This window comes from Pseudoalteromonas apostichopi (assembly GCF_030297135.1).
Classification (GTDB): Bacteria; Pseudomonadota; Gammaproteobacteria; order Enterobacterales; family Alteromonadaceae; genus Pseudoalteromonas; species Pseudoalteromonas apostichopi.
On record NZ_AP028065.1, the window covers coordinates 1,977,046 to 1,992,839 of the forward strand.

18 protein-coding genes are annotated in these 15,794 nt (G+C 42.3%); 6 read left to right on the forward strand and 12 right to left on the reverse strand.

The features are described from left to right. Position 1 precedes the first annotated feature (1 nt). On the reverse strand, positions 2–190 hold the full coding sequence (locus tag QUE86_RS08820; protein WP_054562832.1) for a YgaP family membrane protein: 189 nt from the start codon (positions 188–190) through the stop codon (positions 2–4). 132 nt (positions 191–322) lie between these two features. Here QUE86_RS08820 and QUE86_RS08825 point away from each other — a divergent pair, with 132 nt between their 5' ends. From QUE86_RS08825 to QUE86_RS08835, 3 genes are read left to right on the forward strand one after another with little or no spacing between them, the layout of a single operon-like run. After that, positions 323–628: an ArsR/SmtB family transcription factor gene (locus QUE86_RS08825; RefSeq protein ID WP_130049957.1), complete on the forward strand. Its 306-nt coding sequence runs from the start codon at positions 323–325 to the stop codon at positions 626–628. A 3-nt stretch (positions 629–631) separates the two neighbouring features. After that, complete coding sequence (locus QUE86_RS08830; RefSeq protein ID WP_256855147.1) at positions 632–3,919, forward strand: efflux RND transporter permease subunit; 3,288 nt, start codon at positions 632–634, stop codon at positions 3,917–3,919. Beyond that, positions 3,909–4,970 carry an efflux RND transporter periplasmic adaptor subunit gene (locus tag QUE86_RS08835; RefSeq protein WP_130049955.1) on the forward strand — a complete coding sequence of 354 codons (1,062 nt, stop codon included), beginning with the start codon at positions 3,909–3,911 and terminating at the stop codon, positions 4,968–4,970. Before QUE86_RS08830 ends, QUE86_RS08835 begins: the two co-directional genes overlap by 11 nt. Here the strand turns inward: QUE86_RS08835 and QUE86_RS08840 are convergent. Genes QUE86_RS08840 through QUE86_RS08850 form a run of 3 tightly spaced genes read right to left on the reverse strand, consistent with a single transcriptional unit; the run spans position 4,963 to position 6,894 of the window. Beyond that, positions 4,963–5,640, reverse strand: a complete 678-nt coding sequence (locus QUE86_RS08840) for a nitroreductase family protein (RefSeq protein WP_130049954.1) — start codon at positions 5,638–5,640, stop codon at positions 4,963–4,965. The genes QUE86_RS08835 and QUE86_RS08840 overlap by 8 nt on opposite strands. Before the next feature lie 28 nt (positions 5,641–5,668). After that, a complete protein-coding gene (locus QUE86_RS08845) occupies positions 5,669–6,031 on the reverse strand; it encodes a DUF5329 family protein (RefSeq protein WP_130049953.1) in 363 nt (120 codons plus the stop codon). 8 nt (positions 6,032–6,039) lie between these two features. Then, positions 6,040–6,894, reverse strand: coding sequence for an endonuclease/exonuclease/phosphatase family protein (locus QUE86_RS08850; protein WP_286256673.1), 855 nt, complete (start codon positions 6,892–6,894; stop codon positions 6,040–6,042). Between the two features lie 174 nt (positions 6,895–7,068). Between QUE86_RS08850 and QUE86_RS08855 the strand changes: the two genes are divergently transcribed. Both QUE86_RS08855 and QUE86_RS08860 read left to right on the forward strand, forming a co-directional pair. Then, on the forward strand, positions 7,069–7,383 hold the full coding sequence (locus QUE86_RS08855; RefSeq protein WP_130049951.1) for a Bor family protein: 315 nt from the start codon (positions 7,069–7,071) through the stop codon (positions 7,381–7,383). Beyond that, positions 7,380–7,703 (forward strand): Bor/Iss family lipoprotein, encoded by a 324-nt coding sequence (locus QUE86_RS08860; protein WP_130049950.1) that lies wholly within the window; start codon positions 7,380–7,382, stop codon positions 7,701–7,703. The genes QUE86_RS08855 and QUE86_RS08860 overlap by 4 nt, the downstream gene beginning before the upstream one ends. Here QUE86_RS08860 and QUE86_RS08865 read toward each other — a convergent pair whose 3' ends face one another. From QUE86_RS08865 to QUE86_RS08880, 4 genes are read right to left on the reverse strand one after another with little or no spacing between them, the layout of a single operon-like run. Continuing rightward, complete coding sequence (locus QUE86_RS08865) at positions 7,704–8,942, reverse strand: ABC transporter permease (protein WP_130049949.1); 1,239 nt, start codon at positions 8,940–8,942, stop codon at positions 7,704–7,706. It abuts the gene before it with no gap. Then, positions 8,935–9,642, reverse strand: coding sequence for an ABC transporter ATP-binding protein (locus QUE86_RS08870; protein WP_063702351.1), 708 nt, complete (start codon positions 9,640–9,642; stop codon positions 8,935–8,937). Before QUE86_RS08870 ends, QUE86_RS08865 begins: the two co-directional genes overlap by 8 nt. After that, the gene (locus tag QUE86_RS08875) at positions 9,642–10,808 is read right to left on the reverse strand and encodes an efflux RND transporter periplasmic adaptor subunit (protein ID WP_239977099.1); all 1,167 of its coding nucleotides are present in this window, start codon (positions 10,806–10,808) and stop codon (positions 9,642–9,644) included. Before QUE86_RS08875 ends, QUE86_RS08870 begins: the two co-directional genes overlap by 1 nt. Before the next feature lie 48 nt (positions 10,809–10,856). Next, the gene (locus QUE86_RS08880) at positions 10,857–11,567 is read right to left on the reverse strand and encodes a YIP1 family protein (protein WP_167659175.1); all 711 of its coding nucleotides are present in this window, start codon (positions 11,565–11,567) and stop codon (positions 10,857–10,859) included. A 170-nt stretch (positions 11,568–11,737) separates the two neighbouring features. Between QUE86_RS08880 and QUE86_RS08885 the strand changes: the two genes are divergently transcribed. Continuing rightward, complete coding sequence (locus QUE86_RS08885) at positions 11,738–12,631, forward strand: aldo/keto reductase (protein WP_434784478.1); 894 nt, start codon at positions 11,738–11,740, stop codon at positions 12,629–12,631. 63 nt (positions 12,632–12,694) lie between these two features. Here QUE86_RS08885 and QUE86_RS08890 read toward each other — a convergent pair whose 3' ends face one another. The 4 genes from QUE86_RS08890 to QUE86_RS08905 form a co-directional block, all read right to left on the reverse strand. After that, positions 12,695–13,372: a TorF family putative porin gene (locus tag QUE86_RS08890; protein WP_130049946.1), complete on the reverse strand. Its 678-nt coding sequence runs from the start codon at positions 13,370–13,372 to the stop codon at positions 12,695–12,697. A gap of 287 nt (positions 13,373–13,659) precedes the next feature. After that, a complete protein-coding gene (locus QUE86_RS08895; RefSeq protein WP_130049945.1) occupies positions 13,660–14,826 on the reverse strand; it encodes a hypothetical protein in 1,167 nt (388 codons plus the stop codon). Positions 14,827–14,971: 145 nt separating this feature from the next. After that, positions 14,972–15,172, reverse strand: a complete 201-nt coding sequence (locus tag QUE86_RS08900; protein ID WP_130049944.1) for a helix-turn-helix transcriptional regulator — start codon at positions 15,170–15,172, stop codon at positions 14,972–14,974. 8 nt (positions 15,173–15,180) lie between these two features. Continuing rightward, on the reverse strand, positions 15,181–15,600 hold the full coding sequence (locus tag QUE86_RS08905; RefSeq protein ID WP_130049943.1) for a hypothetical protein: 420 nt from the start codon (positions 15,598–15,600) through the stop codon (positions 15,181–15,183). Positions 15,601–15,794: the final 194 nt, after the last annotated feature.

Genomic DNA, 15,794 nt, shown 5'->3' on the forward strand with positions numbered 1-15,794 from the left:
ACTAATCCTCCATGCCAAGTTTGCGTAAAATAGTGATCATTGGGCACCACTTAGTGAATGCCGATTGAATTAAGTTTAGAGCAATAAATACCGTAAACCAAATCCACAACGGACTGTGAAACTGTTGTAGCAACAATGAAATACAGATCATTACACCAGCAATTAGGCGAAGCGCGTCATTTAGTTTCATAATAAGACCTCAATAACAGAGTGATGCATTTAATATATTAGAAAAACCTACATTAGTAAATTCTAATATTAGACTTTTCTAATATATCAATCTATACTTTAGCGGTATTTAAGAATATAGAGTAGTGTGATTATGAACATCGATTTTGCGGCTATGGCCGACAATGTGGAACAAGCAGAGCAAATGCTAAAGATATTGGCGAATAAAAATCGCTTGATGATCTTATGTTCGCTGCAAGATGGTGAAATGAGCGTGAGCGAATTAAACGAAGCTGTGCCGTTGGCACAGTCAGCATTATCGCAACACTTAGCGGCGCTGAGAAAAGCGCAGATAGTCTCGACTCGACGTGAAAGCCAAACTATCTATTATCGCGTGGTTGATAAAAACGTGGTATCGATCTTAGCGACCCTACATGGCTTATTTTGCAAAGGTAATTAAGCAATGAATGCTATCGATAATGCAGTAAAAAACAGCTTGAGCGGTCGCCTCCCCGTCATTATTTTTATTATGTCGGTGCTGCTTGGCTTAATGGCATTAAAGCAAACCCCTCGTGAAGAAGAGCCGCAAATTGTGGTTCCTATGCTTGATATATATGTGGCAGCGCCAAACGTTGAAGCGCCAGAAGTAGCCAGGCTGGTAACTGAACCATTGGAGAAGTTATTGGCGCAGTTAACGGGCGTTGAGCATATTTACTCGACTACACAAAGTAATGCTGCTGTTGTTACTCTTCGCTTTGAAGTTGGTCACGACCGTGAGCAAGCCATTCTCGACACTTACGCTAAACTCTATAGCTATCAACACACGATGGCGTCAGTGATCAGTTCATGGCAAATACGCCCGGTTGAAGTGAACGATGTACCCATTGTGATGCTGGGCTTATTTAGTAAAGATCCAAAACTTTACGATGATTACCAACTAACCCGCTTTGCCAACGAAATCGCTAACAGTTTACAGCGCATCGAAAACACCAGCGAAGTGAAAGTGATTGCTGGTAGAACTCGTCAATTAACGATTAACCTTGATGCAAGCGCGCTTGCTGCACATCAAACAACCCTAACCGATGTGTATTATGCGCTTAGCGTATCTAACCAATTAGTTAATGTGGGCAGTGTTGTTGAAGGTAAGCAGCAAATTGCCTTACAAGTGGGTGATGTTTTACGTTCTCAATCTGCGATAGAACGCCTTGTTGTCAACGTGGTTAACGGTAAGAGTGTTTACCTAAGTGATGTGGCCGAGGTGAGTGATGGTCCAAGCGAAGCACAAAGCTATCAATGGTTGGCTCAATCAGATAACCAGCAACAACTTCCTTTAGTTACCATTAGTGTCGCTAAGCAAGCTGGCACTAATGCGGTAGCTGTAGCCAATGAAGTACACAGCATGATGGACAGCTTATCGGCTAATTTGCTGCCAGATGAAGTGGGCTACACCGTACTGCGAGACTATGGCCAAACAGCGAACGAAAAAGTAAATAATCTTACCTCGAGTTTAGTATTTGCGGTGTTTACCGTGGTTATTTTTGTTGGCGTATTTTTAGGCTGGCGACCAGCAATTGTGGTTGGTTTAGCTGTGCCTATTTGTTACGGCATAACCCTGACACTTGATTTTGCCTTTGGTTATACGATTAACCGAGTCACGCTGTTTGCATTAATACTTTCTCTAGGTTTATTGGTTGATGATCCCATCACAGGCATAGATAACATAAGTCGTTTTTTAACGCAAAAAGGTGATAAAAAACAACGCATAGTTGATGCTATGAGCGAAATACGCGTGGCGTTGTTTATGTCAACATTGACTATTATGGTGGCATTTATCCCGCTTGCGTTTATTACTGGCATGATGGGCCCTTATATGGCACCTATGGCATTTAATGTGCCAGTCAGTGTGATGGTTTCTACCATTGTGGCATTTTTTGTAACGCCTTGGTTGGCCATGAAACTGCTGAAAGCGCCCGTTGATGACAGTATGCAACTAGAAGCCAATCCGCATAGTTTGTATGAGCGCATCTTATCGCCATTACTTGAGTCTAAAGGCCGTGCAAAACTCGTTCTATGGACCACATTAGGCCTGTTTGTCGCCAGTGCCATGCTACCCGTCATGCGTGTTGTGCCTTTAAAGTTGCTACCGTTCGATAATAAAAACGAGTTGCAAGTTTTAATCGATATGCCAGAGGGCACGAGCCTTGAGCAAACCGCAGCTTTCACGCGAAAAGTACAAACTGTCACTTGGAAATTAAATGAGGTAAGCGAGGTGGCAGCCTACGTTGGCCAGCCATCGAGTATGGACTTTAATGGTATGGTACGTGGTTATTATCGACGCGAAGCCGCCAATCTTGCTGAGCTAAGAGTATTACTGCTTGATAAAACTGAGCGTGATCATCAATCTCATGCTGTGGTCATGCGCTTGCGTGCAGCATTAGCACCACTGGCAACCGATGGCATTGTTATTAAAGTGGTTGAAGTACCACCAGGCCCACCTGTTTTAAGTACCTTAGTGGCTGAAGTTTACAGTGAGCCATTTGTTGATACAGACACTCACTATCAAGCAGCTCTTGCAGTTGCGGCAAGGTTAAAGCAAGAGCCGCATGTGGTTGAGGTTGATACCAGTATTGCTGCCAATGCACCCTTACAACGTTTTGTTACCGATAAAAGTAAAGCGTCATTGTCGGCGGTGTCTACGCAAGATATTGCCCAGACTTTAGCCATTGCCTCGCATGGGCAAAATGTTGGGGTGTTATATGTTAGCGGCGAAACAGACCCTGTTGATATTAAACTGCAACTGCCGTATCAAAACCGAAATCAATTTGCTCAATTGCTCGCATTGCAGGTTCGCGGTGACAGAGAACTCGCAAAAACCAGTGATGAATTTGGGCTGCAAAGTGCACCGCGTCCGCTGGTGGCATTATCTGAATTAGGCGAGTTTCAGTATCAAGATGTTGCTAAACCAATTATGCGTAAAGATCAGCGTAATGTTGTGTATGTAATGGCTGAGCTAAACGGTCGTACACCCGCTGAGATCATTGCTGACGTCAATGCCGACTTAGGTATCAGCGCTGACGAATTTAGCCAAACTGATTGGCAAAGTAGGCACTTTTTCAATAATGGTGGTAGCCAAGCTTGGCAATTACCTGCTGGCACTGACGTAACCTTTAGTGGAGAAGGTGAATGGCGAATTACCATTGATGTATTTAGAGATATGGGCATTGCCTTTGCGTTTGCGCTAACTGCAATTTTCATCATCTTACGAATTCAAACAAATTCTGCCAGTTTGTCACTGATCATCATGTCGGCTATTCCATTAACCGTGATAGGTATCATGCCGGGCTTTTGGTTATTAAATCAATTTGGAGAGCGCACCATTGCTGGTGCTCCAGAGCCGGTGTTATTTACTGCAACAGCCATGATAGGCATGATCGCACTTGCCGGTATTGTGGTCCGTAACTCACTTATTTTGGTTGAATTTATTAATCAAGCTCGTAGCCAAGGTATGGCAATTAAACAAGCTTTAATTGCCGCAGGTACAGTGCGTATGCGCCCAGTTTTACTCACAGCGGGAACCACCTTATTAGGTAACTTGGTGATCACCCTAGATCCGGTATTTAGCGGTCTAGCGATTGCAATTATTTTTGGTATTGTGGCATCAACATTGTTCTCATTATTTGTTGTGCCCCTGGTTTATTATTTAGTGTTTGCAAAGGATGCAGCCAAAGAGGAAAAAGCTCATGCAGGGTAAATCAAAACTTATTGGTTCAATTATCGCGTTATTTGTGATCATTGTGGCGGTACTTTACATGGCGGGCAGTTTTTCTGATAAGCAAGCTGCAGGCATGAAAAACCCATCGGCAAACGATTACAATGGTCAGTTAGTGACAGTTACACTGGCAGATATCGCTCGTGATGAAGTTGTGCCAGGAACCGTGATTGCAAAACAAAATACGCAAATCTCATCGCGAGTTATGGCACAGGTTGAGCGTTTAAATGTACGCGCTGGCGATACTGTAAAACAAGGTGATGTATTGATTACCTTGCAGCAAGATGACTTTAAAGCTGGGCTTGCACAAAGCGAAGCACAAATAAACGCAATTAATGCATCGCTGACTCAAGCAGAGAAACAGCTTAAACGTATCAACGATTTGTACAAACAAGGCTTGGTATCTGTTAGTGAATACGACGATGCTAAAGCAAGATTCGATAATTTAACTGCGAACCTAGCGATTGCTAAACAACAGCAAACACAAGCACAAGTCGCGTTGAGTTTTACGCAAATTAAAGCGCCGATTTCAGGTGTTGTGGTTGAGCGTTTTGCAGAACCTGGCGATACCGCAACCCCTGGTACGCCATTACTCGCACTGTATAACCCACAGCAATTGCAATTAGCGTTTAATGTCAGAGAACAACAAGCAATTAAATTGAATGTTGGCCAAGCTCTGACAGTCAAATTACCCGCTTTATCAACGTCAATGCCTGCCACTGTGACAGAAATAGTGCCCGTTGCTGATAGTGCTGCGCGCAGTATGGAAATCCGTTTAGAAACAGATGTGCAAACTGGGCTAATGCCTGGGCTTTATGCGCAGTTACAATTACCGCTCGCCACTGAAAAAGGGGTGTTGATTGACTCAAGTTGGGTGCACCAGTATGGCCAATTGAGTATGGTTTACTTACTTGAAAATAATCAGATAGTGCGTCGTTTTGTACGCCTTGGCGAAGTGGTTGATGGGCAGCAGCACATCGTTTCAGGTTTAAACCCAGGTGATGTGCTAGCTATTGATTTTAAAACTAAATAAAGGTTGCTATTTCGTCCAGCGACTTTTTCACTAAGGCATGCTCAGGGATAGTTGCATCTGTGCCTGGGTAGCCTGCAATGAGCAGCATGTAAGGGCGCTCATTATCTTTATCGCGGCCACAAATTTCGGTTAAAAAGCTCATTGGCTTTGGTGTATGCGTGAGGGTAGCAAGGCCTGCTCTGTGTAGTGCTTGAATTAAAAAGCCGGTTGCTAGGCCAACAGATTCATGAACATAGTAATTGGTATTTTTGTCATCGGCAGAAATACCGCCTTTCTTTTGACTAAACACGGCAATTAGCCAAGGTGCATGCTCAAGGTAGGGCTTACTGGCATCTGTGCCAAGTGGTTTTAAAGCATCTAACCATTCTTCACCAGCTCGGCCTTCATAAAATGAGCGCTCTAGCTTTTCGGCTGCTTCACGAATTTGTTTCTTAACATCGCTACTGTGTATTGCCACAAAGTGCCAAGGTTGATGATTGGCACCACTTGGTGCAGTGCCTGCCGCTTTAATACAAGTTTCGATTATTTCTTTGGGCACAGGGCGGTCGCTAAAGCTGCGAATACTATGGCGACGCTGACTAACGGCTAAAAACTCTTCGGCGCGTTTAAGCATTTCGTCATGAGGGTATTCAATAAAGTCATTGAGTGGTTGATTATTGTGTTCTTGCATGGCTTTTCGCTTCTTGTGTGTTGATGATTTAATTATGAATATGTTGGTTTCGACGGTACTCTTCTAATTCATTGCTCAACCAATCTTTTGCATTGAGTAACGATCCATTGCTGAGTCTTACTTTATAGGGCTTACCGCTCCAAGAGCTTTTGCTCGCTAGGTTTTCGATAAACTTGTCGGCGGTATTTGCATAGCGGGTCGCTTTTCGATATTTCATAGCGAGGTGCTCGGCAGCATCTTGGCTTGAGTGTTCTGTGTCATTGCGTATAAATACGGCATCGCTTTTAGCGACAAAATCAATTAAGTGATTAATTTCTTGCTCTGGAGTGGCTGCAATACAGAATTGACTAATGCTCAAGAACATTAATGCGATAAACCAATATCTTTTCATTGTTATTTTCACTGTTCTTTTTGCTCTATGGTTAAGGTTGCAATTATTGGATTATGATCTGAGCTTGCAAGCTCAGGCACTATAGTTGTTTCTATTTTGACACCTCGCACCCATATTTGGTCAAGTGCTAATCCAAATGTTTTGGTGCGTTTATCATCTAAATAGATAGCCTCGTGTAGGCCTAGTTGGGTCAACGTTTGCTGCAATAAGGCTTGGCGCTCATCACTCCAGGTATTGAGATCACCGGCAAATACGATAGGTCCTTTATGCGTTCGCATAATGGCGGCGGCATCGTCTAGCTGTTGTTTAAAGTCACTTACACCAACCGTAAAGTTAATGGCATGCAGGTTAATACTGAGTAATAACTGTTGATCTGGCAGCGCATACTCCACAATATTGGTGGCTTTTGGGCTACGTAGCCAAGGCTCTTTGTGAGTGAGTGTGCAATGCACAGTGGCGGGCCAACGGCTGAGTGTCATAACTCCAGATTGCACACTGCCACTCTTATAGCCTTTAGCAAAACGCCAATATGGTTTGAGCTTTGTAAGAGCTGGTTCTTCGATAGCTTCTTGAAGTAACACAATATCAGCATCGTCATTTAGGTTTTGTAAATCTGTGAGTAAGCCATCTATTTGTGCTTTGTAGATATTCCAACTCAATAACTTGAACTGATAGGGCAAAATGTAATGCGCTGCGTAAGTTTGCATGCGACTTTGTGCTAACTGCTGTTGGCAATTAGCAAGGTTCACGGCAGTTTTGGTTATACCTTGCTGCTCATCAGAGCTAGGATCGCTTGAAAAGCTATACCAAGACAGCGCGCTCAAACACACAAGTAATAAAAATATACGCAGATATGCCGTCATAATGACCTTTAGTTACTTTCCTTGAGAGTTAGTCGTTGTTAGCCCAGTTTAGTTCAAAGGCTAAATGTTAGAAACTGTAGTATTTCCTACAATTTCTATACGCTTTCTTACCCAAAATGAGTACTCATGTTCTTATACTTACTTAGCTTAACAACTAAGACAAAGGAACTACTCATGAAACAAATGGCCTGTATGCTGCTCGCCTTATCGGTGACAGCTTGTTCATCAGTCACCATAGTGCCAGAAAAAATAACCAATAAATTAGCCACTAAAGCTGATTACCAAGATAGCCGCCCATTCTTTCTGTGGGGGCTTGTTGGTGAAGAGCGCGTTGATGTAAAGGCTATTTGCCAAGATAAAAAAGTTGCCCAAATGCAATCACAACAAACATTCGCTGATGGCGCATTAGGACTAGTTACACTCGGAATTTATGCTCCTCACACAGTAAAAGTATGGTGTGAGCAACAAGCACAGGAGCAACAACTATGAAAAGCTTACTAATAACAGCGGTGTTAGTTGCAACCTTAAGTGGTTGCACAAATATCTACTTCGATAATGGCAGTGCAGCGCAAGGCAATAAAGCGCCTGCAACAGAGCAGTGGCATCATAACTTTGCCGCGGCGCTTTACGAAGGTTCAAAGCCTGTCGACTTATCTGAACAATGTCCTGACTCTGAGTGGCAAACCGTTCACACTTATAAGTCGTTCACCAATGGTCTTGCTGAAATTGCAGTAAACCAAGTTGGGCCTATTTGGTACCCGAAAACAGTTGAAATAAGCTGTGCTCAAGTACCTTATAAGCCAGACTAGTTATTCATAACGCAGTGCATCAATTGGGTTTAAGCGTGCCGCTTTAATAGCGGGCGCTAAGCCAAACACAATACCAATCAATGACGTAAAGCCAAATGACAGCATAATCGCCCAACCCGGTATGTATGCATCTGGCATGCTCGGCACTGATAACGAAATCAGTGCCGCGGCACCATACCCTATCGCTAAACCAATTAAGCCACCAAAAAGTGATAGCACCACCGCTTCAACTAAAAATTGCAGCATAATAAAGCCAGGTGTTGCCCCTAATGCTTTTAAAGTGCCGATCACACGAGTGCGTTCTGTTACCGAAACCAGCATGATATTCATCACACCGATACCCCCAACCACCAGACTGATACCGACTATCCCCGCGGTAATTGCGGTTGCACTTCCGGTAAATTTATCGATATTAGCACGGGCTTTTTCGGCGGTTTCAAACTCAAAGTCGTCATCTTCGCCGTCTTTTAGTTTATGTAATTGACGCAAGATGCGGCGAATTTTACCCAGTACTTGCGTTTCGTTAGCATCGTCTTTTAAACGAAACATCATTTGCACATTAGTATCAACACTGCCGCCTTCTAGCGCACTCATGGTACTTATTGGAATATTAATGTAATCGTCTTGGTCAAAACCTAATAAGCTACCTTGTTTTTCAGCAACACCAATAATGCGAAACCACTCACCACCGAGTTTGATATATTCACCTACAGGGTTTTCAGGCAAGTTGAGCTTTTCGATAATTGAAGGGCCGATAAACGCCACTCGACGGCGTTTTTCATCATCTTCTGCGCGAATAAATCGGCCGAGTTCTGGGTAGGTGCGGTAAGCTTTTTGGTAGTCTTGCTCGGTACCCATCACGCGTGAAGCATGACTTTTATTGCCGTACTCTGCTGCACCAGAAAAGCGCCAAGTAAACATCAGCGCAGTAAAGGTTTCGGCTTCTTTAACGCGTGCTTTTAGGGTTAAAAAGTCGCTGTAGGTTAGCTTTGCTTGTTGGCCTACCATTTCTTTTTCTACGCTAGTGTAAGGTTTTATATTGGTCACATCAGGAGACATATCAGCCAGCTGATCATTAATTTGCTTGGTAAATCCTTGCATTACTGCCACTACGGTCACAACCGCTGCAACACCAATGATAATACCTAAGCAGGTAAGGGCACTACGCATCGCGTTTGCTTTAATTGCCATGAGTGCGGCTTTAGTGCCTTCCATAACAGCGATAGCAGATTTAAACATGTTGCCTTGCTCCTTCGCCTTTACGGGTATCACTGACAACCTTGCCATCAACTAAACGAATAACACGCTGGCAGTGATCAGCAATATCTTGTTCGTGAGTAACCAAAATAATGGTGTGCCCTTCGTTATGAAGCTCATCAAACAGTGCCATGATCTCAGTGGTGGTTTTACTATCTAAGTTACCTGTAGGCTCATCACCAAGTAAAATATGTGGTTTAGTAACAAGTGCACGAGCAATCGCGACACGTTGACGTTGCCCACCAGAAAGCTGGCTCGAAAGGTGATTTACCTTATCGCCAAGACCAACCCGCTGTAATGATTCGAGCGCTTGCTGCTTTCGCTCTTTGGCAGAGATAAATCGATACACAAGTGGCTGCATAACATTTTCAAGAGCTGATGCTCGCGGTAACAAATTGAAACTTTGAAAAATAAAGCCAACACTTTCATTACGCTGATGAGCAAGCTCAGTTTCGGTCATTCGCTTTACCAGCTTATCTTTTAAATAGTAGTCACCACTTGTAGGGGTATCTAAACAGCCAAGCAAGTTCATCAGGGTTGATTTACCTGAACCCGAAGGGCCAATAATGGCAACATACTCATTTTGAGCAATTTCAATATTGATATCATCAAGGGCTTTGAAAACTTGTTCGCCCATTTTATATTGCTTATTGATATTACTAAGTTTTATCACCGCCGACATTAGCTAGCACCTTTTTCAGGGCTGTTTTTAACGGCTACCGTATCACCCTCTTTTAGTGAGCTGAGAGGTCTAGCTGGGCCGATAACAATACGATCTCCCTTTGCAACACCGCTGGTTAGTGCTTGTTCGATATCTGAAGAAATGCCTACCGTTACAGTTGTTTTAGTTACTGTATTATCTGCGTTAAGCTTCCAAACAAAGTAGCTATCATCCTCTTTTTGAATTGCTTCAATGGGGAGTTTTAAGCCATTTTCGGCAATACTTGTCGCAATTTCAGCACGGCAACTCATACCGGCATATAGTTGGCGGTCAGTGGCATCAAGTAGTACTTTGACTTTAAATGATAACCCTTGTGAACCGGCTTGGTTTTTTGCTGAAGTACCAATGTTTATTACTTTGCCAGTAAAAGGTTGGTTTGGGTAAGCGGCGGCATATATATCTGCATGTTGGTCTAGTTTTATACCAGCAATATCGGTTTCGTCCACGCGAAGTTCGGCTAAAATAGCGCTTGGATCTGCTACTAGCATCAGATCTGAGCCAATAATGTTGGTTGTTCCGGCAATTACGGTTTCACCTTCTTTAATATTTACCGATGCAAGTAGCCCACTCATTGGTGCGCGAAATACACTTTTATTTAAACGGTCTTCAGCAATGAGTAATGACGCTTGGGCTTGGTTGTAAGCTTCACGTTTTGCTTCAATATCTATTTTCGCTAAATCGCGGGCATTTTGTAGGTTTTCATACACTTCTTGGCCAGCGAGGCCAACTTCATAAAGCTCTTTTTGGCGGCTTAGCTGGCGTTCGATATTTTTCAGTCGGGTTTCGCTGTGCTTAATATCAATTTCAGTAGCGCGAAGCACGGCTTTGTTGCGTGCAACTTCAGATTCAAACGCTGTAGTATCTAGACGCATAAGAATATCGCCCTCAGTGACACTTTCTCCTTCTTCGACAAACACTTTCGCTACGCGGCCAGTCACTTCAGAGCGCAGCTGCACTTGGGTGTTAAAGACTAGGTTGCCAGAGGCTAAAATTGAATCGGCAATATTGCCTTGTGCAACTTCTGCAATATGCATTTCTGGTGCATCTTTATTGCCTGTGACTTGCTTTGATACTAGTAATGCGACAAATGCTGTAACAGCGAGGCCAATAATAATGGCTTTTTTCATGTTACTTCCTTGGTAGTTAAGAGCGGCATATCGCCGCTCAAAGCAGAATTAAACGAGAGCGATTACAGTCCAAATACCGTAAATAACAATACTTGGTAGAGCTGCAAACAGTAGCGCTTTATTGAAAGTGAAATTAGTCCAGCACTTCAAACCGATAGCTGCGATGAAAATGCTCCAAATAGAAAAGATATTTAGGCTCTCCAATAAGGTGTAGAATGGATGGCCAATTTCTAAACCAATTAAAAGTTGGTTAATCGAAGGGTAGTTCATTAGCGTTTGTGAAATTTGGTTAGTGCTTGCTGTAAGCACTAAGATTAAAAAGCCTAAGTAATAAATAACCAAAGGCATCATGGCCCACATGCCAAAGCCATACCACGCACCATAGCCATAGTTAGCTTCTGGATCTTGTTTCGATACAAATAGGTAGTAACCTGCCATTAGAGCATTAATAACAGCTAAACCAATAATGCCACCAAACATAGCAAACCAAACTTGCATATCTATGGTTTGCTCCATGCTTTGGCGAATCATTTTTTGCTCAGCAATAGTGGCATCAACACTGGCGGCTGCCACTTGTTGATCGATTAAAAATTGCGGGTCAGCTTTATTATAAAAAGCAAACATGCTGGCGGCGAGAATGCCGGCAAGTAAAATAAAGGCAACAAAAGACCAACCTTTTGCTTCTTTTAAACCATTAAAGGCTTTACTCGGGCTGATAAAAATATCAACCAATGCGGTCATTACATTTGATGATTTCATTTTTTATTCCTTGTTTTATAACATTTGTTTTTAGGTACTAAAATATCCTGTTTAGTAACAAATTAGCAATTTGTTTTGTAACTGTATGTTAACAGCTGTGATTAGTAAATCTGTGATATGGTTAAAGGATTAATTTGAATCGAACTTATTAGGAAAAGTAGGTCGTTATGGTGAATAGCAATGGTCGTTGTATTGATGAGTTGGTATTAGGGTTCTGGCGCTTGTTAGATTGGCAGGTAACGCCCCAGCAATGCTTAAGTTTTTTAGAAAATGCAATCGATATGGGAGTTTCACATACCGATCATGCTGACATCTACGGTGAATACGGTTGTGAAGCTGAATTTGGTAAAGCACTTAAACTAAAACCAAGTATTCGTGATGAAATCAAAATAATTACTAAATGTGGTATCAAGCCTGCGTTTGCAAGCCTAGGATTACAAGGCAAAGCAAACCACTATGATTCAAGTGCCGCGCATATTATTGCCTCAGCACAGCAGTCACTAAAAAACTTCAACACTGATCGTTTAGATGTATTACTTATTCATCGCCCTGATTACTTGATGAATGCCGATGAAATGGCAGAAGCATTTAATACGCTCAAAGCGAATGGTGATGTTATTGATTTTGGTGTATCTAACTTTACGCCATCGCAACTGAGCTTGTTACAGTCGCGTTTAGACTTTGAACTAGTGACCAATCAAATCGAGTTTTCACCCTACGAAATGAAAGCCCTTGATGATGGTAGCTTAGATCAATGCCAGTTGCTTGATATTAAACCTATGCTTTGGTCACCATTGGCAGGGGGGCGTTTATTCTCAAGCGATGATGAAAAAGCAGTGCGTTTACGTGCCGTGTTAGAGCAGGTTGGTGCTGAAATTGGCGCCACAGCAATTGATCAAGTTGTTTATGCTTGGTTGTTAATGCACCCGAGTGCACCGTCTGTGGTACTTGGTACGGGTAACATTGAACGTGTTAAATCAGCGGTTGAAGCTAAGCAGCTCTCTATGAGCCGTGAACAATGGTATCGCATTTGGCAAGGCTCAACTGGTCATAGTGTGCCTTAACGAATAGCCCTAAACGAGAAAAGGGCCTTACGGCCCTTCGTGTTGCAGCAAGTAACACATTCTTTATAAAGTGAAGTCAACCGCGTAAGCGACGTACACTTTTACATCTGAACCATCGATGTCATTGTCTGAAAGACCGAAAGTAAAGCCGTCTTTCGACACTGAAACGCCGTAGTCGATGATGTCATCATCACCAATGAAATCCCCTGAGTAATGACCTAAATGAAGGGCCATTTCTGCACCGGTACTGCCAACTGGGAAGCTGTAGTCAGCATTTAAATAAAGTGAATCACCAAAGTCTGTACCGTCACCGCTAGCTGCTGATGTTGCTAGTACTGCTGCACCAAAGGTGAAGCTACCCATGCTAATGCTACCGTAGATTTCTGAGAAATCTGCATCTGTGTAAGATGCTGCATCTGGGTATGCATAATAAATGTAGCCAACATCGTAGCTAAAGGTTTCATTGATTTCACCGCCAAAACCAGCATAAAGGTCTAGCTCGTACGTCATGTCGTCAGCCCAGCTAGCATTCGATACCCAAGTACCCGCATAAAAGCCAGATTCACTTGCGTAGTCGATACCACCTTGGATTGCAGCATCACCGCCAGTTTGCTCTTGACCACGCCATAAGTAATTTGACGTTGCCGCAGCGTTTGCTGTGACTTCTGCATAACTATATGTCGAGCTCAAAGTTAATAGCGCAAGAGCGCTTGCTGCGACCGTTTTTTTTAGTTTTAGCATGTTTCTGTATCCTGTTGTTATGTTGATTTTGTCCCATTTCAGATTGCAGTCTGGTTATTATTCGAGGACATTTATTATGTGTTGTCTGGATACGATGTTGCACTGGTTGTGCCAAGTTCATTTTGAATGGGCTATTTTATGCTTAAATGCTTTAAAAACAGACTTCTAAGATGGCTTAATTGAAAAAATAGTGGATATTTGAATTGTTCATGCGCACTTGTGTGGTGCAAAAAATAACCCGGTTGCACAATTGCGAAGCACCCGGGTTTCTCTTATTTGAGAGTGACTTAGCCGAAAATCGCTCGCATCAGACTAATAGTCTCTTCAACACTTCGGCCTTTTTCAACTTCACTGATGATTGAATCGCGCTTTGCTTTGATATGTTCAGGGATATCATCACTTGCTAATGCACGGTCTACCAGTATCTCAGCTGATTCTTTGCCACGGCGTACGGTCTTTTTACCTGCTGAGCTCGTGGTACTCTTAGGTTTGTTTAACAACTTAATATAGTTTGAGTTATCGGCGGTACTTTTATCTGCATAATAAAAGAAGCTAGGTAATAGGGCTTTAATTTCAACTAAAGATTGCTCAAGTTCATTTGCGGCGCTAGCCATTTTGAACCAAGGCATATTATGGATTGCTTCTACAATATCTTGCCAGTAGCGCTCAAAATCACGGTTATTTAATTTGGTAATACCTAGTGCCCCACAAAGGGCATCAAGTTTACTATTTACGATTGGTGTAAACACATCAGGTCGGCGCATCGCAAGTAAGCGAGTTGCAGGAGCAAGCGTTGGCTTTTCATCGCTACCATTAAATGCCATCAAGTATGCAACCATAAAGTGTTGATAATGCTCTTGGGTTATTTCGCCTTCAAGTGGAATGTGCGCTAAGGCTTCATCGAATGCACCAGGCAAATCACTCAACATTTGGTGAAAGCCTTTTGCGTTCTTCGTAGAAGCAAACCATTCAACATCGAAGTTATAGCTGCTTGGATCAAGCGACGCACTGTGTTTACCTGAAAACGCTAAACGGTCTTCAGGGATCATCTCTTTTAATGATTGTGATTTAATCGCTGCAATGTAATTAGCTAAACGTAGTTGCTCATCAAGTGCCACAAGCTCTTTATGCTGTTCGATGAAGCCTGCGATAACTGGCCATGGTGCAACTCTTAAGGTTTTTAATTGCAAAAAGCTGATGGCAGAAATTAATAAGTCATGAAGTTTCTTAAGTGTCGGTAATTGCTTATCTTCTAATAGATCGTAGTTAATGCGATCGCGGCTTGCACTTAATAGCTCATAGCACCAGCCTAAAAAGTCTTCAGGGTGGTTTTCTACTTTAACTGCCATTAGGTTTAAGCTGATATCAGAGGCCTGCTTGAGGATGTTTTGATAAATTTGACTTTCTTGCTCGCCAAGCGCCATTTTTGACGGTGAAATAAGCAGTTTCTTCATGCTTAATCGATACTCCAGTTTTGACCAAATTAGGTTGTTTGATTTTAGTACACAGGGTGCAAAAACAACAGGGTCGTGCATCATACCGAAGTAATGAAATGATGCAATCTTACTGATAGAGCAAGATTGCGATTGACTTGATTAATTAATCATTATCATCAAGTGTAAATAATTGCTCAACGGTAAGTTCAAAGTGGGTTGCAATTTTTAACGCGATAATAACCGAAGGTATAAAGCGGCCTGTTTCAACTGTGCTAATGGTTTTACGTGATACTGCAATGGCATCAGCGAGTTCTTGCTGCGATAAACCCTTCTCTTTACGGAATTTAGCGATATTATTTTCCACTATTATACCTAGTCTCTACTCTGCCAAAGAATTGATACGCCGTATACTAAACACATTTGAGCGAGGTAAAATGTGGCCATCATGCTATGAGATACATTTAAAGCAAGGTCATCAGACAATAAAAAAATAACCCCCATGCTAAAAAGTAATCCAAGAACCACATGTTTATAAGCGATGGTATCAATTGTCTTTAAAAATTCATCGGTATACATAAGGCGATACCCAAGTTTCCATGTAAACCCACCTCTAATCACAAACATAAAAAATGAACCTAAAAAAGCGGCAGCGCCGATAAACAGTAAAGGTGCTGATGTTTGCTTAAGCATTGGGTAAACACTAATGATTAATAACGTAATTCCCATGAATATTGAAAACCATGCGTTATGGCTCATAAACTTTTCTTCCGTTTGTATATCTTGCTTAGACATAATCTTTTCCTTTTTGATTTAAATGTAACCTCTAGGTATCAATGTAACCCTAGGGTATCATTCGGTCAAGATTTATTTGTAACCTAAAGGTATCAAAATATTTCAGCGCTGATTCATGTTCTTATACCTAAGCTTGTTTACAAACCTTTTTGTGGGTTGGGCAATGCATTTGCGCCTAACTCCCGCTATGATAT